Annotated in this window: 22 protein-coding genes, 1 riboswitch and 1 other annotated feature; of the genes, 1 reads left to right on the forward strand and 21 read right to left on the reverse strand. The window is 38.9% G+C overall.

From position 1 onward, the window contains the following. Positions 1-64: 64 nt before the first annotated feature. The 10 genes from MHB40_RS18055 to MHB40_RS18100 form a co-directional block, all read right to left on the reverse strand. Positions 65-568 carry a metallophosphoesterase gene (locus tag MHB40_RS18055; protein ID WP_342533137.1) on the reverse strand — a complete coding sequence of 168 codons (504 nt, stop codon included), beginning with the start codon at positions 566-568 and terminating at the stop codon, positions 65-67. A 12-nt stretch (positions 569-580) separates the two neighbouring features. Next, positions 581-1,174, reverse strand: a complete 594-nt coding sequence (locus tag MHB40_RS18060) for an XTP/dITP diphosphatase (RefSeq protein WP_342533138.1) — start codon at positions 1,172-1,174, stop codon at positions 581-583. 1 nt (position 1,175) lies between these two features. Next, positions 1,176-1,925 carry a ribonuclease PH gene (gene rph, locus MHB40_RS18065; protein WP_342533139.1) on the reverse strand — a complete coding sequence of 250 codons (750 nt, stop codon included), beginning with the start codon at positions 1,923-1,925 and terminating at the stop codon, positions 1,176-1,178. A gap of 135 nt (positions 1,926-2,060) precedes the next feature. Further along, positions 2,061-2,858, reverse strand: a complete 798-nt coding sequence (gene racE / locus MHB40_RS18070) for a glutamate racemase (protein WP_342533140.1) — start codon at positions 2,856-2,858, stop codon at positions 2,061-2,063. A 10-nt stretch (positions 2,859-2,868) separates the two neighbouring features. After that, positions 2,869-3,321 carry a MarR family transcriptional regulator gene (locus tag MHB40_RS18075; protein WP_016991542.1) on the reverse strand — a complete coding sequence of 151 codons (453 nt, stop codon included), beginning with the start codon at positions 3,319-3,321 and terminating at the stop codon, positions 2,869-2,871. A 74-nt stretch (positions 3,322-3,395) separates the two neighbouring features. Then, the gene (locus MHB40_RS18080; RefSeq protein ID WP_004226437.1) at positions 3,396-3,617 is read right to left on the reverse strand and encodes a LuxR C-terminal-related transcriptional regulator; all 222 of its coding nucleotides are present in this window, start codon (positions 3,615-3,617) and stop codon (positions 3,396-3,398) included. Positions 3,618-3,804: 187 nt separating this feature from the next. Further along, the gene (locus tag MHB40_RS18085) at positions 3,805-4,266 is read right to left on the reverse strand and encodes a thioesterase family protein (RefSeq protein ID WP_342533141.1); all 462 of its coding nucleotides are present in this window, start codon (positions 4,264-4,266) and stop codon (positions 3,805-3,807) included. A 207-nt stretch (positions 4,267-4,473) separates the two neighbouring features. Beyond that, positions 4,474-5,253, reverse strand: a complete 780-nt coding sequence (gene sdhB, locus MHB40_RS18090; RefSeq protein WP_205444844.1) for a succinate dehydrogenase iron-sulfur subunit — start codon at positions 5,251-5,253, stop codon at positions 4,474-4,476. Between the two features lie 5 nt (positions 5,254-5,258). Then, positions 5,259-7,013, reverse strand: coding sequence for a succinate dehydrogenase flavoprotein subunit (gene sdhA, locus MHB40_RS18095; protein WP_205444846.1), 1,755 nt, complete (start codon positions 7,011-7,013; stop codon positions 5,259-5,261). Between the two features lie 66 nt (positions 7,014-7,079). Beyond that, positions 7,080-7,688 (reverse strand): succinate dehydrogenase cytochrome b558 subunit, encoded by a 609-nt coding sequence (locus tag MHB40_RS18100; RefSeq protein ID WP_141904737.1) that lies wholly within the window; start codon positions 7,686-7,688, stop codon positions 7,080-7,082. 272 nt (positions 7,689-7,960) lie between these two features. Between MHB40_RS18100 and MHB40_RS18105 the strand changes: the two genes are divergently transcribed. Next, positions 7,961-8,395: a YslB family protein gene (locus tag MHB40_RS18105; protein ID WP_205444847.1), complete on the forward strand. Its 435-nt coding sequence runs from the start codon at positions 7,961-7,963 to the stop codon at positions 8,393-8,395. Between the two features lie 93 nt (positions 8,396-8,488). Here the strand turns inward: MHB40_RS18105 and MHB40_RS18110 are convergent, their stop codons facing one another. The 11 genes from MHB40_RS18110 to MHB40_RS18160 all read right to left on the reverse strand — a co-directional run bounded on the left by MHB40_RS18110 (position 8,489) and on the right by MHB40_RS18160 (position 22,638). Beyond that, entirely contained in the window at positions 8,489-9,715 is a 1,227-nt protein-coding gene (locus MHB40_RS18110; protein ID WP_342533142.1) for an aspartate kinase, read from the reverse strand. 134 nt (positions 9,716-9,849) lie between these two features. Further along, positions 9,850-10,028: riboswitch (Lysine riboswitch) on the reverse strand. Positions 10,029-10,136: 108 nt separating this feature from the next. After that, positions 10,137-11,927 carry an excinuclease ABC subunit UvrC gene (gene uvrC / locus MHB40_RS18115; protein WP_342533143.1) on the reverse strand — a complete coding sequence of 597 codons (1,791 nt, stop codon included), beginning with the start codon at positions 11,925-11,927 and terminating at the stop codon, positions 10,137-10,139. Between the two features lie 124 nt (positions 11,928-12,051). After that, on the reverse strand, positions 12,052-12,363 hold the full coding sequence (trxA, locus tag MHB40_RS18120; protein ID WP_004226420.1) for a thioredoxin: 312 nt from the start codon (positions 12,361-12,363) through the stop codon (positions 12,052-12,054). A gap of 121 nt (positions 12,364-12,484) precedes the next feature. Continuing rightward, positions 12,485-13,834 (reverse strand): amino acid permease, encoded by a 1,350-nt coding sequence (locus MHB40_RS18125; RefSeq protein WP_205444853.1) that lies wholly within the window; start codon positions 13,832-13,834, stop codon positions 12,485-12,487. A gap of 58 nt (positions 13,835-13,892) precedes the next feature. Continuing rightward, positions 13,893-14,125, reverse strand: a binding site (T-box leader). Between the two features lie 138 nt (positions 14,126-14,263). Then, positions 14,264-15,241: an electron transfer flavoprotein subunit alpha/FixB family protein gene (locus tag MHB40_RS18130; protein ID WP_342441163.1), complete on the reverse strand. Its 978-nt coding sequence runs from the start codon at positions 15,239-15,241 to the stop codon at positions 14,264-14,266. 47 nt (positions 15,242-15,288) lie between these two features. Continuing rightward, the gene (locus tag MHB40_RS18135) at positions 15,289-16,062 is read right to left on the reverse strand and encodes an electron transfer flavoprotein subunit beta/FixA family protein (protein WP_131521384.1); all 774 of its coding nucleotides are present in this window, start codon (positions 16,060-16,062) and stop codon (positions 15,289-15,291) included. 114 nt (positions 16,063-16,176) lie between these two features. After that, complete coding sequence (locus MHB40_RS18140) at positions 16,177-16,950, reverse strand: enoyl-CoA hydratase (protein WP_205444856.1); 774 nt, start codon at positions 16,948-16,950, stop codon at positions 16,177-16,179. 14 nt (positions 16,951-16,964) lie between these two features. After that, positions 16,965-17,546, reverse strand: a complete 582-nt coding sequence (locus MHB40_RS18145) for a TetR/AcrR family transcriptional regulator (RefSeq protein WP_016991551.1) — start codon at positions 17,544-17,546, stop codon at positions 16,965-16,967. A 147-nt stretch (positions 17,547-17,693) separates the two neighbouring features. Next, complete coding sequence (locus tag MHB40_RS18150) at positions 17,694-19,388, reverse strand: AMP-binding protein (protein WP_205444858.1); 1,695 nt, start codon at positions 19,386-19,388, stop codon at positions 17,694-17,696. Positions 19,389-19,835: 447 nt separating this feature from the next. Beyond that, entirely contained in the window at positions 19,836-20,249 is a 414-nt protein-coding gene (locus tag MHB40_RS18155; protein WP_008179180.1) for a DUF350 domain-containing protein, read from the reverse strand. 22 nt (positions 20,250-20,271) lie between these two features. Further along, entirely contained in the window at positions 20,272-22,638 is a 2,367-nt protein-coding gene (locus MHB40_RS18160) for an endonuclease MutS2 (RefSeq protein WP_342533144.1), read from the reverse strand. Between the last annotated feature and the right edge of the window lie 10 nt (positions 22,639-22,648).

Genomic DNA, 22,648 nt, shown 5'->3' on the forward strand with positions numbered 1-22,648 from the left:
TTTACCATTATCAGCAGCCCAAATAAAAATCCGCATACTTTGATAGTCATGCGGATTTTTCCTATTATTGTCGGTCAAATGTATATGTAGCCATACATTGATTGTCATCTGTCATGCAATCGACTTTAAAAGATGTTGCATTGATTTCCACAACAGCAAAGCTTTTCTCTTTACGACCACGTGGTTTTAATAAGCTGCCCGGATTTAAAAATAAGATATCATCCATCATTTCGGCACCGAGAATATGAGAATGACCAAAACAAACGATCTGTGCACCTACTTCTTTTGCACGATAGGATAATGATAAAATGGAATTTTTCACATTGAATAAATGACCATGTGTCACAAAAATCTTTACATCATGGACAGTGAAAATTTCTTCTTCAGGGAAAGCTTTCTCATGATCACAGTTTCCCCGAACTTTTTTCAATCCTTCTAATGCCGTATGTGAGTAGGGAAGTTCACTATCTCCACAATGAATCACAACATTTATTTCAGGATAAAAACCTTTAACCTTTTCGATGACATGGCTATCACCATGTGTATCGCTCATAACAAGTATTTTCATGGATATCACCTCTTATTTGATAAGATTCGGTAATTGCTCCTTTAACTTGCGGATGGCATTGCCACGGTGAGAAATAGAGCCTTTTTCCTCTGGTGAAAGCTCTGCCATCATACGATTTAAGCTTGGCACGAAAAAGATTGGATCATAGCCAAAGCCATTCGTTCCACGCTTTTCATGGGCAATGTCACCTTCACATGTGCCAAATACCGTTGTTGTTGCAAAATCAGGCCCTGCAATTGCAATACAGCAGCAAAAACGTGCTGATCGTTTGTCATCTTCGACACCTTGTAAATTTTCTAACAGTTTGATCATGTTTGCTTCATCATCATGGTCACCAGCATAGCGAGCAGAATACACGCCTGGGTCACCATTTAATGCATCTACTGCTAAACCACTATCATCTGCAATAACAATGGTACCAAGCTCCTTCGCTAATGCTTCTGCTTTTAAGATGGCATTTTCTTCGAATGTTGTTCCTGTTTCTTCTATTTCCATTTCTGGTGCCACTTCAAACATTGTCACGACTTCATAACCAAGTGGGCCAAATAATGCTTCAAAATCTTTTGCTTTTCCTTTATTTTTTGTGGCGATGACTACTTGTTTCATACTATTGATTCCCTCCAACCTTGTTTGCTAGTTCACCAAGCGTTATTTTTTGAAGTTCAACTAATTGTTGTATGCCTTTTTCACCTAGTGCTAACAATTCATTTAGTTCTTGACGAGAAAAGGTAGCTTCCTCTCCAGTACCTTGTAATTCTACAAATCGTCCTGCGCCCGTTATCACAATGTTCATATCAACAGCTGCAGCCACATCTTCTACATAATTTAAATCGAGAATAGCACCTTGATCTTCTACAATCCCAACACTTGTTGCTGCCAAAAAGTCTGTTACTGGGAATTTTTCGAATGGCTTTTCTTCAGCAAATTTAGCAATGGCCTGTGTCATGGCAACAAATGCTCCCGTAATGGATGCTGTACGAGTACCACCATCAGCTTGAATGACATCACAGTCAATCCATACAGTACGTTCGCCTAGCGCCTCTAAATCGACTACAGCACGTAATGCACGCCCAATTAAGCGCTGAATCTCCATTGTACGTCCATTGACTTTCCCACGAGAGGATTCACGTTGTGTACGTTGAGCGGTTGCACGAGGCAGCATGGAATATTCGGCTGTGATCCACCCTTTCCCTTGCCCACGTAAAAAGCCAGGTACCTTGTCTTCAATCGTTGCTGTGCAAATTACTTTTGTATTGCCTACTTGAATTAATACGGAGCCTTCTGGATGTAATAGATACTCACTATCTATTTTCACAGGTCTTAGCTCATCTGCATTTCTACCATCAAATCTTGTCATATTTTTCGTTCCTCCTAAAAACTTTCGCGCCCTCATCTTATCATAATTTGTGCCATCAAAAAAGTACTCGATGGTGGCTTATGTACAATGCTGAAAACGGCAAAAATCAGCCTAGCCTGTTGCTAAGCTGATTTTTTATTTTAATGTGATACGTTTTATGTCGAGAGTACCTTGCTCTAACCAATTCTCAGCAATCGAACGGAAAATTGGAACAGAACCAGTTGCAAAAAATTTATGAACAGGCACCGCATTTGCATTTGCTAAAGTGCCGTTATAAGCTAACATTTCCTGAACATCCTTTGCTGTTTCCTCCGCAGAAGATAATACATTCACATCTTCTCCGACAACAGCTTCAATTTGTTTTTGTAGAATAGGATAATGTGTACACCCTAAAATAACCGTATCAAATTGTCGATTTTTCAACGGCTTTAAGCCTTCAGCTATTAAATTATTTGCAAAGTCACCTTTATATTCGCCACTTTCTACAAGTGGCACGAATGTTGGACAAGCTAGTGGAATAATATGTGTTGACGTATTGAGTGACAACAAGGCTTCTTCATACGCCCCACTTTTAATCGTTCCTTCTGTTGCAAGCACAACGACTTCATGTCGCTTCGTTTTCTTTACAGCTGCACGTGCGCCAGCATTGATAACACCTAGTACCGGAAAAGGCATATTTCTTTGTAAACTTTCGAGTGCTACTGCAGTCGCTGTATTACAAGCTATAACGAGCATCTTAACATTCATTTTTTCGAGTGCTTTTGCCATTTGCCAAGTAAAATTCCGTACTTCCTGACGACTTCTTGGACCATACGGACACCTTGCTGTATCGCCAATATAATAAATCGTTTCGTTTGGCAATCGCTTCATGATTTCTTTTGCTACGGTTAAACCGCCTACTCCTGAGTCAATAACGCCTATCGGGGCATTCATACTTTCCGCCTCAATCCTGTTTCATGTGTACATGTAGTTTCTCTAAGTAGCTTGATAATTGCGCGACTTCTTGTTCATTAAAACCAACAAGCATCTCTTGCAAGTATTGCTGTCTTTTTTCAATAACTTCTTGAATAATACGTTCGCCTTTTTCGAGAAGATGAACGACAACGACACGGCGATCATTTTCATCACGCACACGCTTGACTAATTCATTTTTCTCCATTCGGTCCACTAAATCTGTTGTCGTGCTAAAAGCTAAATATAAACGGTTTGATAATTCGCCAATTGTAATATCACCAAGCTCTTCTAACCACTGTAATGCAACAAATTGTGGCGGCGTAATCGCATAATCGGAAACAATTTCTCTTCCCTTTTGCTTCACGATGGCCGCTATATAGCGTAATTCCTTTTCAACCGTTGCAACGGTTTCAGGTGAGTGCTTTGTTACTTCATCCGACATATAACTATTTCACTCCTAAAAATACGTTGAATAGTTCTATTTTGTCGTTTTTTTCACGAAATAGCAAGTGTCCATTAGTCTAATTTAAATTCTTCCAAGCGTAACAGCTCAATTAACGCCTGAGATCGATTCGTTACACCTAGCTTTTGAATTGTATTGGAAATGTGATTTCGCACTGTTTTTTCACTAATACCAAGCTGCTCTGCAATATCTCTCGTTGTTTTTTCAGCTAATAAAAGCGCAAATATTTCACGTTCTCGGTTTGTTAAAAGAGAACGATGATGAGAGCCATTCATTCAGTTACACCCTCCTCCCCCGCACGTATTGTAACTTATGTTAAGGGGCAGGAAGCGGTGACGGCTATTTGCATGATTATTCCATGTTTCCTTAAAAATTTCGAAAATTACATAGATACATTCGTAAATTTTACGTAAAATGTAATTCCTACTATTTTAATAAATTTACATATAGTTACATATTGAACTAGTGAGGTAGAATAGCCAACTGAATTAATTTCGTTTTTTCTTCCTCTGAGATCGGCACACTTTTACCTGTGCGAGGGTCCATTTGCACAATCGTTCCACGACCAGTGAAACAAATTTCGTCCTTTTGATTTTTTGCTAGATAATGAATATCCATCGACGAATTCCCAACTTGTGCGATTTTTGTATAAATGCGTAGAACATCATCAAAGAAAACCTGCTTTACATAATCACATTGTAAATCGGCTACTATTGGTATAGATTGTATATCATCCCCTGCAGAAGGCATTAAAATACCTAAATGTCGGAAATAATCAATTCTTGCTTGCTCAAAATATGTAAAGCTAATCGTATTGTTCATATGACCATACATGTCTGTTTCTGAAAATCGCACGCGTACCTCACTATAAAATGAAAATCCCTTTTCCCACTCTTGAAAATTATCGATATAATTTGCCTTCATGATATACCATCCCCTGTCATATAATTGCCCGTCTGATCATCAACCGAGTTATGATGACGGTTAACAAAATGAATCCATATTCATTATAAAAGAAAATGCTATATTATCATAGAAAAAACACGAATAATCATCTTGTTGACTATTCATTTCTATAACTATAAAAAACTCCCTCACACAAAGTGTAAGGGAGTTTAGCTTGTCCGTATATTAGTCTACATAGTGGTCAGAACCGAAGAAGTTACGGAACATTTGCACTGAAGTAGCACGGTTTAATGAAGCGATTGATGTTGTTAAAGGAATCCCTTTTGGACATGCAGCAACACAGTTTTGAGAGTTACCACAGTTCGCAAGGCCACCATCGCCCATAATCGCATTTAAACGTTCGTCTTTAATCATTGCACCAGTTGGGTGAGTGTTGAAAAGACGTACTTGTGATAATGGAGCTGGCCCGATGAATGAAGCTTTTTCAGATACGTTCGGACATGCTTCCATACATACACCACAAGTCATACATTTAGATAATTCATAAGCCCATTGACGTTTACCTTCTGGCATACGTGGACCTTCACCTAAATCATACGTACCATCGATTGGTACCCATGCTTTAACTTTTTTAAGCGCGTTGAACATACGTTCACGGTCAACTTGTAAGTCACGAATAACAGGGAATGTCTTCATTGGCTCCAATTTAATTGGTTCAGTCAATTGGTCAACAAGTGTTGAACATGATTGACGTGGACGGCCATTGATCACCATTGAACATGCACCACAAACTTCTTCTAAACAGTTCATATCCCATGATACTGGCGATGTGTTTTCACCATTTTCAGTAACAGGATTTTTTTGAATTTCCATTAAAATAGAAATTACGTTCATACCATGACGGTAAGGCACTTGGAATTTTTGCCAGTAGCTATCGCCGCCCTGTGTATCTTGACGTAAGACTTCTACTTTAACCATTCTTCCAGTATTAGCTGAGATTTGCATAACTTTTAGTCTCCTTTCGCAGAGTAGTCGCGTTTACGTGGTGGGATTAAAGAAACGTCGACTTCTTGGTACGTGATGATTGGATTACCAGTAGTTGGGTCAAACTTCGCCATTGTTGTTTTCAAGAATTGCTCGTCATCACGATTAGGGAAATCAGGTTTATAGTGCGCACCACGAGATTCGTTACGTAATAGTGCACCTTTTGTCATTACTTTTGCAAGCACTAACATATTTTTAAGCTGACGTGTAAAGTGCGCGCCTTGATTGCTCCATTTTTGCGTATCATTGATGTTGATGTTGTTCCAGCGCTCAGTAAGCTCATCAAGTTTTTTCAATGTATCTTCAAGCTGATCATTGTAACGTACTACAGTCATTGTAGCAGTCATCATTTCACCAAGCTCTTTATGCAGTAAGTAAGCGTTTTCTGTGCCTTCCATTTTCATGATAGCATCCCATTTCGCTTGTTCCTCTGTTACACGAGCATCGTAAATCTCTTGTGGAAGATCTTCAGCATGCTTTTTAAGATGTTTTACATAATCTACTGCGTTTGGTCCTGCAACCATACCACCGTAAATAGCAGATAATAATGAGTTTGCACCAAGACGGTTTGCACCATGTTGAGAGTAATCACATTCACCTGCTGCAAATAGACCAGGAATTTCAGTCATTTGATTGTAGTCAACCCATAATCCACCCATTGAATAGTGAACTGCTGGGAAAATTTTCATTGGTAATTTACGTGGGTCATCCCCTACGAATTTTTCGTAGATTTCGATGATACCACCAAGTTTAACGTCCAATTCATGTGGATCTTTATGTGAAAGATCTAGGTATACCATGTTTTCGCCATTGATACCAAGTTTTTGGTTTACACAAACGTCGAAAATTTCACGTGTTGCAATATCACGTGGTACTAAGTTACCATAAGCTGGGTATTTCTCTTCTAAGAAGTACCAAGGTTTACCGTCTTTATAAGTCCAAATACGACCACCTTCACCACGAGCTGATTCTGACATTAGACGGTTTTTGTCATCTCCAGGAATCGCTGTTGGGTGAATTTGAATGAATTCACCATTCGCATATGAAGCACCTTGTTGATAAACGATAGAAGCAGCAGAACCTGTGTTAATAACAGAGTTTGTTGTTTTACCGAAGATAATACCAGGGCCACCAGTCGCCATAATAACAGCGTCTGCACGGAATGATTTAATTTCTTCTGTACGCATATCTTGCGCTACGATACCACGGCAAACGCCGTCTTCATCGATAATAACACCAAGGAATTCCCAGTGTTCATATTTATTTACTAAACCAGCTACTTCATGAGAACGAACTTGCTCATCTAGCGCATATAGTAATTGTTGACCAGTTGTTGCACCAGAGAAAGCTGTACGGTGCATTAAAGTACCACCAAAACGACGGAAATCTAAAAGTCCTTCTGGTGTACGGTTGAACATAACACCCATACGGTCCATTAAGTGAATAATGCCAGGTGCTGCGTCACACATACCTTTTACTGGTGGTTGGTTCGCTAAGAAGTCCCCACCATATACTGTATCATCAAAGTGAATCCATGGAGAATCCCCTTCACCTTTTGTATTTACCGCACCATTAATTCCGCCTTGCGCACAAACAGAGTGTGAGCGTTTTACAGGAACTAATGAGAATAAATCAACTTCAGTACCAACTTCAGCTGCTTTAATCGTTGCCATCAGACCGGCAAGACCACCGCCGACAACAATTATTTTGCTTTTCGCCATGATTATTTCTCACTCCTCTTAAAAAATTGCAATGATTGCATGTGCTCTATCGTAGCTTCTATTGAATTATACGAAAGCTAAAATAGCTGCCACACCAACTACACTTAGAATTACGAAAATAATGTTTGTTACGTAAGTAGCAATCTTTTGAGACTGAGGAGATTGTGTAATACCCCAGCTTACTAGGAATGCCCATAAACCGTTAGATAAGTGGAAAGTTGCTGATAAAATACCAACAATGTAGAATCCAAGCATGAATGGATTAGCAACGATATTCGCCATCATGTCGTAATCAACGTGTGTGCCAAGTGCTTTTTGAATACGAGTTTGGAAAATATGCCATGCGATGAATATCACTAAGAATACACCAGTAAAACGTTGTAAAGAGAACATCCAGTTACGGTACGTGCTGAAACGTCCTGTGTTTGGTGTAGCAGTGAATGCAATGTAGACACCATAGAATGCGTGGAACATTAATGGAATATAGATGACAATCCATTCAACTAGGATAAGGAATGGAATCTTTTCCATTACTGCGGTAGCATCGTTGTAACTTTCTGCCCCGCCTGTTGCTGTAAAGTTAATGAACAGGTGCATCGTTAAAAACAGACCTACTGGAATGATCCCAAGTAGAGAATGTAAGCGACGCCATAAAAACTCTCGATCTTTCGACAAGACTGTTACCCCCCTTAGTACTTAAAATAGCACAACAAAAGAAGTCATCATTTTGTAAATGATACTTCATTGACTGTGTATTTCATCATGGTACAATATTATGACATGTTTATTGTACTCTCAAGAGCTACGAGCGTCAAGGCAACTCGGAGTTTTTCATAGAGCTTATTAAAGAACTAATCTAGTACATGATGCGTCGTTTTTTCTCGAAAAATCTATCATTACTTTATTACCCTTAAATTTTAAGAAAATTCTAAGAAAGAAGGATAACAATGTTAAACACTCCATCTCCTACAATCTCATCATTTGGCTATGAGATCATTCGTGATCATATTCTATCTTCTATACTCGGTAAACATGAAGATGATGTCCTTTATTGGGCAGGTAAAGAGCTTGCTCGCAAGTTCCCATGTAAAAGTCAAGATGAACTTATCGCATTTTTCGCAGATGCCTGCTGGGGTACATTAGAGCTTATGAAGGAATCAAAGGATGGACGCATTTTCCAGTTGACAAACGACCCTGAAATTCTGCAAATTAAACAACGTAGCTTTAAACTTGAAGCAGGATTTATAGCAGAGCAAATTCAACTAGCTAAAGGCTATCTTACAGAATGCTATAATGAAAAGCGAGAAAAGCAACAATACGTCATGTTTACAGTCAAATGGGACGTCAAAGAACGTATTATGAATACCATTCCCTCAGAGTAATAAAAAGGATTGTCTCCCCCTAACGGGATGACAATCCTTCTTTTTTCTTCCTTTAATTTCGGACAATTACATAAAATGCTGTTTCTTCTATTATTATATGTAAAGTGCTTGCTCTAAATTAAACTCATCATGCAGTGCATTAGCTGCTTGGATCATATCATCCTGTGGTACAACAACAGAAACTTTTATTTCAGAAGTACTTACCATTTTTACAGGGATATTTTCACAACGTAACCGATCAAACATACGAGCAGCAACACCTGGATTAGAGGCCATGCCTGAACCAATAATGGAAACTTTCGCCAACCCTATTTCGAAGTCTGCAAAACTAAATCCGAGTGATAATTTACTATCTTCTAGAACACGTAATGCTTCTGCAAATTCCTCTTTTAAAATGGAAAACGAAACAGTTGGTTTCAGCCCATCAATAATGGCTTGAACAATAATATCTACATTAATGCGGTTCTCAGCAAGAATAGTAAATATATCTGCTAATGAAGCATTAGAGAAAGCATCATACCCTACTGTTAAACGAATAATATCTGATTCAAAGGCCACGCCACGAACAACTAAGTTTTTTTCCATTTCCACTTCCTCCTTCAATAAAGTGCCTACCGACTCTACTAAACTTGAGCGTATGATAACAGGCATTTGAAATTTCTTTGCTAACTCCACCGCACGTGGATGTATGACATGAGATCCTAAATGAGATAATTCCAACATTTCATCATAGGAAATTTCCTGTAGCTTTTGGGCATATGTCACATAACATGGATCTGCTGTATAAACACCGTCCACATTTGTATACATATCAGCTCGCTCCGCTTCCAATGCGATGGCAAGCGCTACAGCTGCCGTTTCAGCTCCACCTTTCCCAAGCATGGTGATATTGTGATCTTCGTCAACCCCTTGTTCCCCAGCAATGACTACAATTTGTCCCTGTGCAAAGTGTTCTTCGATTCGACTAACATCAATATAGTCGATACGCGCATGCCGATACATACCATCCGTATGAATACCTGCCTGCCATCCAGTCAGAGACACAGCCTGATAGCCCGCGTCCTGTAAGGCAATGGCAAATAAAGCACTAGATAATTGAGAGCCTGTAGACAAAACTGCATCTAATTCTCGTTTTGACACATCGTCAGTTAGTTGATGTACCATCATTTTCATTTCTTTGGCAGTATGTCCCATTGCTGCAACAACTACCACTACATCAAATCCTCTGTCCTTTTCAGCAATCGCTTTCCGAGCTGCCCGTTGGATTTGTTCAGTAGAAGCTAATGCAGCTCCTCCAAACTTCATCACGATTTTAGCCATTTCTTTCGTTCTCCCTTCCAGTCCATGTATTTCACCTAATTACAGGAGACAAAACCGTTTCTAGAAAAACTAAAAGGCAGCATCCACATAACGTGAAAGCTGCCTATAACATGTACAATAATCGTAACTTGCGCATGTGTGATAGCTCTCCGAAACGTTTAGAATCGACAGTCTTACATTTCTTAAATGCAAAACCAGTACAGCAATGGAAACAACAACGCTGTACTTCGGCAAGCTCCCCTTTCACACAATATCTCTGGACTTGTCCATCCTCCATTGTGTTACTCTTGAATCTTGCACCTCTATCATCACCTTAAAGTGAATGTATTCAATTCATTAAGCCTTAGCGTAAACAAGCTAGTCACGCCAGTTATCTCTCCATAACATTGAAAACAATGTTATTTACAACCATAGCACATGCCTATTCCTTTGACAATGATTCTTGCTGAAAATAGCTAAAAATTTGGCTTGCTAAATTAGCGGGCATCCCTGCCTCCTGTAAAGCTAGCTCGCTCGCCTCTCGAATTTTTTTGACTGATCCGAAATATTTAAGCAACTGTTGCTTACGTTTTGGTCCTACCCCTTCAATATGATCTAGTACAGATTGAATGGCATGCTTCTCATGCTGTTGACGCAAGAAGGTAATAGCAAAGCGGTGGACTTCGTCTTGAATTCGTTGTAATAAATAAAAGCCATCACTTGTACGTTTTAAGGCAATCACCTCTGGCGGATCACCAAACAATAGCTGAGATGTATTATGCTTGTCATCCTTGGCTAAGCCAGCAATCGGTATGACAAGACCAAGCTCATCTTCTAGTACTTCACGGGCTACTTCCATTTGCCCCTTACCACCATCAATTAACACTAAATCTGGTAATGGTAGACCTTCCTTTAAAACACGTATATATCGCCGACGTATAACCTCCTGCATTGCACCGTAATCATCATGCTTGGCTGCTGTACGCGTTTTATATTTTCGGTATTCCTTTTTCGCAGGCTTCCCATCAATGAAAACAACCATGGCAGATACTGCATCTGTTCCATGCATATGACTATTATCAAAAGCCTCAATTCGTAAAGGTGCACTAATACCCATTGCTTCACCAAGTGCCTCACAAGCGCCAATCGTACGTTCTTCCTGACGTTCTATCAGCTGGAATTTAGCTGCCACAGCAATTTCGGCATTTTTGGTTGCTAATTCAACCAGTTCCTTCTTTTGACCTCTTTTTGGTGTGAGAACTTTGATCTCTAATAATTCCGTTAAGATGGCTGCATCAATGGCTTGTGGAATAAAAATTTCTTTTGGCTTAATATGCTCTGGCTTTTCATAAAAGCGCCCAACAAATGTTAAGAATTCTTCCTCTGCATCTTGATAGATCGGGAAAATCGAGACATCACGCTCAATCAGTTTACCTTGGCGTACAAAGAAAACCTGAACACACATCCACCCTTTTTCAACGGCATAGCCAAATACATCGCGATTTGTTGTATCACTTGATACTATTTTTTGTTTCTGCATGACCGTATCAATATGGGCAATTTGATCTCGAAATTCCTTCGCTCGTTCAAATTCTAGGTTTTCAGCGGCTGCAAGCATTTTAACTTCAAGCTCTTTTTTGACTGCCTCCACACCACCATTGAGAAACTTCGTCATATCCTCAATCATCTCTTGATAAACCTGACCATCAATTTCCTTAACACAAGGTGCTAAGCATTGACCCATGTGATAGTACAAGCAAACCTTGGAGGGTAATTGTACACATTTGCGCAACGGATACAATCGATCCAATAGTTTTTTCGTTTCGCTCGCTGCATAGGCATTCGGATAAGGACCAAAATATTTAGCCTTATCCTTTTTTACCCTCCGTGTTGTAATCAGACGAGGATGTTTTTCATTCGTAATTTTTAAATATGGATAGGTCTTATCATCCGTTAACATGACATTATATTTTGGATCATGTAACTTGATGAGATTCAGCTCTAAAATAAGTGCTTCAATATTAGATGATGTCACGATATACTCAAAATCTTCTATTTCACCTACAAGTCTTTGAGTTTTCCCTTCATGTGTTCCAGTAAAATAGGAGCGTACACGGTTTTTCAGAACTTTTGCTTTACCGACATAAATGATTGTCCCTTGTCGATCTTTCATCAAATAGCAGCCAGGCTGATCCGGTAAAATATCCAGTTTTCGCTTTATTAAATCGTTCATTACCTACCTGCCCCCCCTAAGTAAAAATTCCCCTCAATGAATCCTATTAGTTATTTTTCTTTATTATATAACGAAAAAAAGCCGAACACATCTATTGATGGCTCGGCTTTGTGAACTTCATTCATTACGCATGTTTTGCGATAAATGCTTCTAAAGCTTCTTTCGGTTGGAAGCCTACAGTTTTGTCAACTAATTCTCCATCTTTAAATAATAGTAAAGACGGGATTGACATAATTTGATACTGAGCTGCAGTACCTTGGTTATTGTCAACGTCAACTTTTACAATTTTAGCCGCACTACCTGCAGCGTCCATTTCTTCAAGAACTGGCCCAATCATTTTACATGGTCCGCACCAAGCAGCCCAAAAGTCTACTAGTACTAACCCTTCTTTAATATCGTCCTGGAACGTAGCATCTGTTGCATGTACAATTGCCATTTGAAATCCTCCTTAAACTTACTATGATTGTAGTATAGCATGGATAAATTCACTTGAGCGAACAATCTGCCTACAATGTATTTTTTATGCAAAACTGTGTTGAAAAATTAAATTACAGCCATTAATTGACTTGATAACGACCTTTCAATACATAGGTTAACGTAATAAAAAGATAGATAGATAACGTAATACTTGTCACGATAATAGATGTGGTAAAAATAATGCCAATGAGAATCGCACTTAACGCCAGTATGGCTATCCAAGTGGTATAAGGGAACCATTTTACTTCATAGGCACTTGTATTCTCTGCTTGTTTTTTACGTGATTTTAAATGAGCAATCGCAATAATTAACCAAATAAATAGCACAGTATAACCAAGTGATCCCATTAAGAAATCAAAGGTTTTGCTTCCAGCATATAAAGATAAAATGACGCCTAAATACATCGCTAATGTACACATTAAAATGGAATATACCGGTACTTTTCGTTTCGATAAATGAGCAAAGACTTTAGGCACACGTCCGTCTACAGCCTGTGTATATAGTACACGTGATGAACCATAAAGTCCTGAATTCATCGATGAAATAATGGCCAGTAAAACAACAGCGTTCATAATATGGTCTGCCCCTGGAATACCAACCATTTTAAAAACCATGACAAATGGGCTTTCAGGAACCCCATTTACTTCATTCCAAGGAATCAAGCTTACGATAATAAAGAAAGGCAGTAAATAAAAAGTAACAATACGTACTAATGTACTGCGAACAGCTTTCGGTACTACTTTTTCAGGATTTTTCGTTTCAGCTAATGTAATCCCGATGATTTCTGTACCACCATAAGAGTAGATAACTACAAGCATAGCAGCAATTAATCCCTTTGATCCATTAGGGAAAAAACCACCATGCTCCGTTAAGTTAGCAAAACCAACAGCACTATGGTTTCCAAACGTAACAAGCAATAAAATAAGTCCTGCAATGATAAAGACAATAATAACGGTAATTTTGATTAATGCTAGCCAATATTCTGTTTCTGCAAAGATTTTTACGGATAATAAATTAATGGCTGTTACTAACACTGAAACAGATAGTGCGAGTATCCAAATTGGATATTCTGGTAACCAATATTGAATAAAAATAGCAGCAACGACAGACTCTGCTGCAATATTTAAAACCCACATTTTCCAGTAGATCCAATCCAGGAAATACGCAGGGTATTTGCCTAACACTGATTGCACTAAATCTCTAAAGGTTCTTGCTTCTTTATTACGAACGGCCATTTCTGCTAAGCCTTGCATGACAAATAATAAAATAATGCCACCTATTAAATAGGCAATCAACACGGATGGCCCTGCCATATCAATGGCTGCACTACTTCCTTTAAATAATCCCGCACCAATGGCACCACCTAACGCCATCATCGTGATATGACGCGAGGTCATTGTTCTTGTTAATTGTTGCTTGTTGTTTTCCACTTTCTTACCTCCTAAAAATCAAAAAAGCATATCGTCTATTCCTTCATCATCAAATGAAAGAAGAGACGATATGCTATAAGCAAACCGCGGTACCACTCTAATTGGTTCTTGAGAACCCAGCTTAAAAACCTTGTAACGAAGGTTAACCGTCAAACAAATAGAATAATCTGATAATTCTATTTGTGTTACCACTCCTAGGCAAGTTCAAAGTCTTATTGGTCTGCGTTGCACCAACCCGCAGCTCTCTTTACCGAATAATGAACTTTTACTACTCCTAATCTTTGCGTTTCAAATCATTATTGTATCCATCACTATAATGTCTAACGTTAATTATGTCAATATTTTATTTTGCAATAATTTTCAAATAGTGCTGCTTGTAAAGAAAACCATATAAAAAAGCAGGAAGAGTTATCCCTTCCTGCATCTGCTTTACGCGTTCACTTTTAATGCTTTAAATTCTTCAATTAGAAGCGGAATGACTTCAAATAAATCTCCAACGATACCGTAATCCGCTACTTTGAAAATATTTGCTTCTGGATCTTTATTAATGGCAACAATGACTTTTGAATTGGACATTCCAGCTAAATGTTGAATTGCGCCCGAAATACCAGCTGCAATATAAAGATCTGGTGTTACGACCTTACCTGTTTGTCCGATTTGAAGCGAATAATCACAGTATTCAGCGTCACATGCACCACGTGATGCGCCAACTGCACCGCCTAGTAAATCTGCTAGCTCTTTTAATGGCTCGAAGCCTTCTTCTGACTTCACGCCACGACCACCAGCAACAACTACTTTCGCCTCTGAAAGATCTACACCTTCTGAAGATTTACGAACAACTTCTTTAATAATTGTACGAAGGTTTGTAATCTCTGCAGTAATTGCAGACACATCACCTGTTTTACCTTCTGCTTTTTCTAAAGGTGTAATGTTATTTGGACGAATAGAAGCTAAAACAACGCCTTCTTTCACTTTCACTTTTTCAAAAGCTTTACCAGAGTAAATTGGTCGGATGAATACTACATCATCGCCTGCACCTTCAATAGCAGTGACATCAGATACTAGACCTGCTTGCAATTTGCTTGCAATTTTTGGCGATAAATCTTTCCCATTTGCTGTATGACCGAAGACAATACCAGCTGGTTGTTCTTGCTCGATAACAGCTAATAGTGCTTGACTATAGCCATCAGATGTATATTGTTTTAAATGTGGGTGTTCCACTGTTACTACACGATCAGCACCGTATTCAAATAATGGACCTGTTAAACTTGCTACAGCATCCCCTAAAAGTACCCCAACAACTTCGCCACCATCAGCGATTTGTTTTGCAGCTGCAATTGCTTCGAAAGAAACATTACGTAAGCTTCCTTCACGAACTTCACTTAATACTAATACTTTTTTTGACATAGCATATTCCCTCCGTTACCCTTTAAGATTCGATTGACATCAAATAATTAAACTACTTTTGCTTCTGTGTGAAGTAGATTTACCAATTCTTTTGCTTGTGCAGAAAGGTCGCCTTCTAAAATACGGCCTGCTGCTTTTTGAGCTGGTAAGAAGATGTCTACTGTTTCGATCTTCACTTCTACATCATCTTCATCGATATCTAAATCATCTAACTCAAGCTCTGCAAGCGGTTTCTTTTTCGCTTTCATAATACCTGGTAGAGATGGGTAACGTGGCTCATTTAAACCTTGCTGAGCTGTTACTAATAACGGTAAAGAAGTTTCAATTACCTCTGAATCTCCTTCGATATCACGAACAATTTTCGCAGATGTTCCGTCAATTTCAAGTTTCGTAATCGTTGTTACATAATTCATATCCAATAAATCAGCAACACGTGGACCAACTTGCCCTGAACCACCATCAATCGCAACATTTCCTGTTAAAATTAAATCTGCATCTTTATCTTTTAAGTATTCAGCTAATAGATAAGCTGCTGCATTTTGGTCTAGCTCATCTAAATCATCTTCTGTGTTAATAAGCACTGCTTCGTCAGCACCCATAGCAAGTGCTGTACGTAATTGCTTCTCTGCATCCTCGCCACCAATTGTCACTACTGTTACTTTACCACCAGCAGCATCGCGAACTTGGATTGCCTCTTCAATGGCATATTCATCGTAAGGGTTGATAATGAATTCTGCGCCGTCCTCTTGGATTTTGCCACCCGACACAACGATTTTTTCTTCTGTATCAAACGTACGTTTAATTAATGCAAAAATGTTCATATATCCATACCTCCTGGAACGTTTTATAATTCTAAGTAAACTTATAAATATTATATATTTTCAGTTTCGATAACGCCGATAACATACTTAACGTTGCTATCGACATTTGGAAAATTATTTGCCAGTAAACACAGGCTCACGCTTTTCAATGAATGCTTGAATTCCTTCTTTGGCATCTTCTGTAACAAATACTGTCCCAAAGGATTTCGCCTCTGCTTCAATGCCTTCATAGAATGATGCATGCTTTGCATATTGCAATGTTTGAATAGCCGCTTTTAAAGCGATTGGGCTTTTCTTAGCAATGCTCTTAGCAATTTTTAACGTTTCTTCTAGTAGTGTTTCGTCTGAGAATGAACGGTTCGCTAAGCCCCACTGAACAGCTTCGGTACCAGAGATTGGTTCACTTGTAAACATCATTTCAGCAGCCTTTGCTACACCAACATAGCGTGGTAAGCGCTGTGTACCGCCAAAACCAGGAATAAGGCCTAATTGTAATTCAGGTAAACCTAGTTTCGCAGATTCAGTGACAAATCGCATATGACAGCTCATTGCTAACTCAAGCCCTCCGCCTAATGCCGCACCATGGATGGCTGCAATTACAGGCTTAGAAAATGATTCAACACGCTCAAAAACCTGCTGCCCGTTGCTAGCTAGCTTTGTAAATTCCTCTCCAGATTCTACCCCAATAAATTCTTTAATATCTGCCCCTGCAGAGAAGAAACGGCCTTCACCATGAAGTACAAGGACTCTTACAGCATCATCGTGTTCTACAGCATCTAGCACAGCGTTAACTTCTGCAATAATACCGCGAGATAATGCATTTGCTGGTGGACGTGCAATTGTAATAATCGCTACTCCATCTTCTACTTTCCAACTTAGAAATTCCATTTCTCCACATCCTTTTAAGCTTTAATGCCGTTCAGGATTAATGCCTGAACCTTTGGAACCTGTTCCATCAAATCATATCGATAGTCATTCATAACCCACGACGTAATAGTTTCATCAATTGTTCCAAAAACCATTTGTCGTGCCAAGCGTACATCCATCGTCTGATTGAACTCACCTGTAAGCATACCCTCGATTAAAATTTGATCGAGTAGCTGTAAATACTCACGCAATACCGAATTAATTTTTAATCGTAAGTCTTTGTTTGACTGGCGAAGCTCTAATTGTGTGACAGTTGCTAGGTATCGATCTGTCGCTAGAACATTAAAATGATTTTCAATCATTCGTGAAAGTTTGTCTTTAGACGTACTCCCATTTTCTATTATATCTTGTAATGACTCTACAAAAACAGCCATTTTTTCATTAAAGACAGAAATTAATATATCTTCTTTATTTTTAAAATATAAATAGATTGTTCCATCGGCCACCCCTGCCTGTTTGGCGATTTTCGATACTTGCGCTTGGTGATACCCATTTTCCGCAATAACGATGACAGCTGCATCAATAATTTGTTTATATTTTGGCTTATCTCGTTTCACTTATATATCACCACCTAAAAAACATGCGCACGTCTATATGATCGATATGACGTGTGAACCTAAAAAAATATGAAAATATGAATGGTCATTCATTCATATTTTCATATTATATTTTACGGCATCGCTTGTCAATACTTTCACACGTATTTATTTCGCTTCTTTATTCGCTAATTTTGTTTTTTCTTCTTCAACTAAAGTACGACGCAAAATTTTCCCAACAGCTGTTTTTGGCAGCTCTTCTCTAAATTCATAATAACGCGGAACTTTAAAAGCCGCTAGATGCTGACGGCAATATTTATTTAATTCGTCCTCAGTAATCGAATATCCTTCTTTTAAAACAATATAAGCTTTTACTGTTTCACCACGATACGGATCAGGTATGCCTGCCACTACGCACTCTTGAATCTCTTCACGTTCATATAACACTTCTTCCACTTCACGAGGATAAATATTAAAGCCGCCTGCTATGATTAAATCCTTTTTACGATCTACTACATAGAAGAAGCCTTGCTCATCCATATAACCAAGATCACCTGTTAAAAACCAACCGTCGGCAAATGTCGCTGCTGTATCCTCTGGACGGTTCCAGTAGCCTTTCATCACTTGTGGTCCTTTAACAGCGATTTCACCCACCTCACCAATGGGTAGCACTTCCGTATCCCCTGTACGTAAAATAACCGCTTCTGTATTTGGCCAAGGTAAACCAATCGAGCCAATCACCCGCTTACCCCAAATTGGCGTAGCATGTGTTACAGGTGAGGTTTCAGTTAACCCATACCCTTCTACTAGCTTCCCGCCAGTAACGGCTTCAAACTTCTCTTGCACTTCAATCGGCAATGAAGCAGAACCGCTGAGGCATGCCTTAATGGATGATAAATCATAATTCGCAATGTCTGGGTGATTTAAAAGGCCGATGTATAAGGTTGGTGCACCGGGGAACAGTGTTGGTTTTTGTTTATCAATCGTTTTTAATGCCGTTTCTGCATCAAATTTCGGTAAAAGCACCATTCTATTTTGAGTGAATACAGATAAAAGCATAACAGTTGTCATACCATAGACGTGGAAGAATGGCAGAATGCCCATAATGGTTTCTTCACCATGCACACATCTATACATCCATGCATCACACATTGTCGTATTGGCAATCAAATTTTTATGGGTCAACATAACCCCTTTTGGGAAGCCTGTTGTTCCACCCGTATATTGAAGCAATGCTAGGTCCTCTTCAAAATCAAATGGAATATTGTCAATCACCTTAATCGGTGCAGAGCGCATTATTTCTGAAAATAGGTGATTTTGACCGCTATGTTCAACCTTAACACTAAAGCCATACTGCTTCTTTTGAATAAATGGATAGACTAAATTTTTCGGGAATGGTAAATAGTCCTTAATAGCTGTTACAATGACATTTTCAAGTGACGTCTCTTTCATAATTTTCATGACTCTTGGATATAAAATATCCATTACGAGAATAACCTTTGCTCCTGAATCAGCCATTTGGTATTGAAGCTCTCGTTCAGTATAAAGTGGATTTGTTTGTACTACAACAGCACCTGCATACATGGCACCATAGTAAGCGATTACACTTTGTGGCGTGTTAGGTAGCATAATCGCTACTCGATCTCCTTTTTCCACACCTAGTGTTTGTAAATAGTTTGCGAACCTTAAAGCTGACTCATATAGCTCGGTGTACGTCAAATCCTTTCCCATAAAATGAATCGCTACTTTGGATGGATTCTTTTTATAGGCACGTGTCAAAAACTCTTGCACTGGAATTTCCTCAAACGTTAAAGACGATGGTACTTCTTCAGGATAATTTGCTAGCCATGGTTTTGCTGTCATACGTCCTCTCCCCTTTGTCCCAAACTTTGTCAATTCTTATATTTATTATAATGAAAAAGAAATACAGTTTCAAACAGAAAATAGAAAATAAATGCATTTTCGATTAATTATTATGCAATTCACAACATTAATATGATTGGTATTTATCGGGATTTGTTTGAGCAGACCTTATGAATACTCATTCATTCTTAAGTAACTTCCATACAAAAATGTTAGCTTATTTCTATATTATAAAAATATTTTTTCTACCCTACAGTAGAGTGATATGGGAGAAAATTAATAGGTTTTAGTAGAAATTCACGCAGCTTAAGTAAACAAAAAAACGCATCCTCACAAAGAGAATACGTTTTTTGTTTAAACCGTTAACATATAATAGACACCTACTGCCAAAAATGCAATACAGACAACGATTAGTACTTTTGCTAATTTTTCCATGTCATGACACTCCTATGCAATACTTGCCCCAATTACAAACGAAAGACCGACTGAAATGGTAAAGGAAATGAAACCAACTGAGCGATTATCATTGGCAATCTCTTGATCAACGTTAAAACGAGGTGTCATAAATTCAAATAAAAAATAGGCTACAATCAATAATGTAAAGCCAAAAAGACCCCAGCCGATCATTTCACTTAATGTGCTATGACGAGCAATGGAAAAGCGAAAGATATTACAAATCCCGAGTATTTTCCCACCTGTTGCAAGAGCCACAGCGACATTACCTTTTTTAATTTCTTCCCAATTTTTATATTTCGTAACGACTTCGAACAATGCCATCGAGACGACTAAACATAATACTACAACACTAAAATATCCTGCCGTTTCGATAATTGGATATCGCCAAAAGCCAGAATTCAGCATTTTTCTCCGTCCCCTTTATAGCTTATTTCAATTCAACAACTGTGACGCCTAAGCCCCCTTCACCGGCTTCACCAAAACGGAAGGATTTTACGCGCTTATGCTTTTTCAAATAGCTTTGAATACCTTGACGTAACGCCCCTGTACCAACGCCATGAATAATGGACACACGACCATAATTAGAGAGTAACGCATCATCAATATATTTCTCTGTTCTTAATATTGCATCCTCATAGCGTTCACCACGTAAATCTAATTCTAATTTCACATGACTATTTCGATTTTTCACACCAGCTGTTCGTAATATAGGCTCTTTTTCAGGTTTAATATACTCCAAATCACTATCCGAGATTTTCATTTTTAAAATCCCCATTTGGACAACCCATTCTGTATTCGACACCTTTTCTAACAAAGTACCCCGTTGACCATAGCTTAACACCTTTACCTCGTCTCCGACAACTAAGTTTTGTGCGCGGGCTTTGACTTGTGCCGCTTTTTTCAGCACTTTATTGTCTTCAAGTGGTGTTGCTTCTTCCAAGCGTTTACGTGCTTCAATCAATTCATGCTCCTTGACAACTTGATTAGCATTTTTACGCATTTCTCGAAGCTCTGCAATAATCGCTTCCGCTTCTCGTTTCGCTTCATCAACAATTTTACGTGCTTTTTCCTTCGCTTTCTTATCAAGCGCCTCTTTCCGCTCCTCGTAGGCTTGTACTTTATCTTGAAGCTCTTGACGTAATGTCTCCGATTCTAACAGTAATGCATGCGAACGTTCTGCATCATCTTCGGATTGGCGACGTGTTTCTTCCAATGAGGCTATCATGGATTCAACCTCATGTCGGTCTGTCCCAGTAAAGCCTTTAGCACGATCAATAATGGATTCAGGTAAACCAAGACGACTGGAGATTTCGAATGCATTAGAGCGCCCAGGTACTCCGATAAGTAGACGGTAGGTTGGGCTCAAAGTTTCAATATCAAACTCGACACTGGCATTAGCAACACCTGGACGATTATAGCCATATGCTTTAAGTTCAGGATAGTGAGTTGTCGCCATTACACGAGCACCTCGTCCATGTACTTCATCTAAGATTGAGATAGCTAAGGCTGCCCCTTCCTGTGGATCAGTACCTGCGCCCAACTCATCAAAAAGAACAAGTGATTCATGATCAAATTTTTGTAGGATGTCTACAATATTGACCATATGAGATGAGAACGTAGAAAGTGACTGCTCAATTGATTGCTCATCACCAATATCAGCAAACAATTGCTCAAATACTGCAAGCTCTGAGCCATCTAATGCCGGCACTGGTAATCCAGCTTGCGCCATTAATGTACACAGGCCAACCGTTTTTAATGTCACGGTTTTACCACCTGTGTTAGGACCTGTAATGACAATGGCTGTTATCTCTTTGCCAAATTCAATATCATTCGGAATAGCTGAATCCATTGGTAGCAGTGGATGACGTGCACGTACTAGTCGGATATAGCCATCCTGATTCATTTTAGGCATTGTACATTTATTCGCTTGTCCATATTTACCCTTTGCTAAAATGACATCGATATCGCCTAAAACCTTCACTAAGTTAAATAAATCTGATGCTACTTCTTGCACCATTGCACTTAAAGCTAATAAAATACGCTCAATCTCCGCCTGCTCTTTCATTTTCAAGCGATGAATTTCATTATTCGCTTGGACGACAGAATCTGGCTCGATAAATAAGGTTTGACCAGAAGAAGATTGATCATGGACAATCCCACCATAATGATGACGATATTCTTGCTTTACGGGAATGACAAAGCGGTCATTACGAATTGTCACAAGTGCATCAGAAAGCATTTTCGCAGCATTACTTCCACGAATTAGACTTTCCAGCTTAGAACGGACTTTCCCCTCTTCAGCACGCAAAGATTGGCGAATAGAGCGCAATGTTTGACTAGCAGAATCTAAGACAGCTCCATTATCATCAATACAGTTATTGATTTCATGTTGCAATCCTGTTAAGACAGGTATCGCTTCCTTTTTGGAGATGAAATGGGGAATTTCAATTACTTCATCAGCCTCTATATCTTCAATAAAATTGCGTAGAATTCTGCTCGCTCGAATCGTGCTCGAAATTTCCATTAGTTCTACTGCTGCTAGCATGCCTCCTATTTGAGCACGTCTGGCAGATGGGCGGACATCAAAAATCCCTCCCATTGGCACATTGCCCTTAACACGCAAAATGGATAATCCCTCATCCATTTCCTCTAATAATTGTACTACTTTATCAAAATCTGTTTGTGGCACAAGCTCCTCAATGGCAGATTTACCAATGGAAGAAGTGCAATAGGAAGCCACTTGTTGCCTAACTTTATCGTATTCTAGTGTTTTCAATGCGCGTTCTGCAATCACTGAGAACACC

The sequence above is a fragment of the Lysinibacillus sp. FSL K6-0057 genome, assembly GCF_038630885.1.
In the GTDB taxonomy this organism is placed as follows: domain Bacteria; phylum Bacillota; class Bacilli; order Bacillales_A; family Planococcaceae; genus Lysinibacillus; species Lysinibacillus fusiformis_F.

Bases quoted from the DNA above. Each gene is read 5' to 3' on its own strand.
- MHB40_RS18055 (WP_342533137.1), bottom strand. From the start codon at position 568: ATGAAAATACTTGTTATGAGCGATACACATGGTGATAGCCATGTCATC.
- MHB40_RS18060 (WP_342533138.1), bottom strand. From the start codon at position 1,174: ATGAAACAAGTAGTCATCGCCACAAAAAATAAAGGAAAAGCAAAAGAT.
- rph (WP_342533139.1), bottom strand. From the start codon at position 1,925: ATGACAAGATTTGATGGTAGAAATGCAGATGAGCTAAGACCTGTGAAA.
- racE (WP_342533140.1), bottom strand. From the start codon at position 2,858: ATGAATGCCCCGATAGGCGTTATTGACTCAGGAGTAGGCGGTTTAACC.
- MHB40_RS18075 (WP_016991542.1), bottom strand. From the start codon at position 3,321: ATGTCGGATGAAGTAACAAAGCACTCACCTGAAACCGTTGCAACGGTT.
- MHB40_RS18080 (WP_004226437.1), bottom strand. From the start codon at position 3,617: ATGAATGGCTCTCATCATCGTTCTCTTTTAACAAACCGAGAACGTGAA.
- MHB40_RS18085 (WP_342533141.1), bottom strand. From the start codon at position 4,266: ATGAAGGCAAATTATATCGATAATTTTCAAGAGTGGGAAAAGGGATTT.
- sdhB (WP_205444844.1), bottom strand. From the start codon at position 5,253: ATGCAAATCTCAGCTAATACTGGAAGAATGGTTAAAGTAGAAGTCTTA.
- sdhA (WP_205444846.1), bottom strand. From the start codon at position 7,013: ATGGCGAAAAGCAAAATAATTGTTGTCGGCGGTGGTCTTGCCGGTCTG.
- MHB40_RS18105 (WP_205444847.1), top strand. From the start codon at position 7,961: ATGTTAAACACTCCATCTCCTACAATCTCATCATTTGGCTATGAGATC.
- MHB40_RS18110 (WP_342533142.1), bottom strand. From the start codon at position 9,715: ATGGCTAAAATCGTGATGAAGTTTGGAGGAGCTGCATTAGCTTCTACT.
- uvrC (WP_342533143.1), bottom strand. From the start codon at position 11,927: ATGAACGATTTAATAAAGCGAAAACTGGATATTTTACCGGATCAGCCT.
- trxA (WP_004226420.1), bottom strand. From the start codon at position 12,363: ATGGCAATTGTACATGCAACAGATGCTACGTTCCAGGACGATATTAAA.
- MHB40_RS18130 (WP_342441163.1), bottom strand. From the start codon at position 15,241: ATGTCAAAAAAAGTATTAGTATTAAGTGAAGTTCGTGAAGGAAGCTTA.
- MHB40_RS18135 (WP_131521384.1), bottom strand. From the start codon at position 16,062: ATGAACATTTTTGCATTAATTAAACGTACGTTTGATACAGAAGAAAAA.
- MHB40_RS18140 (WP_205444856.1), bottom strand. From the start codon at position 16,950: ATGGAATTTCTAAGTTGGAAAGTAGAAGATGGAGTAGCGATTATTACA.
- MHB40_RS18150 (WP_205444858.1), bottom strand. From the start codon at position 19,388: ATGACAGCAAAACCATGGCTAGCAAATTATCCTGAAGAAGTACCATCG.
- MHB40_RS18155 (WP_008179180.1), bottom strand. From the start codon at position 20,249: ATGCTGAATTCTGGCTTTTGGCGATATCCAATTATCGAAACGGCAGGA.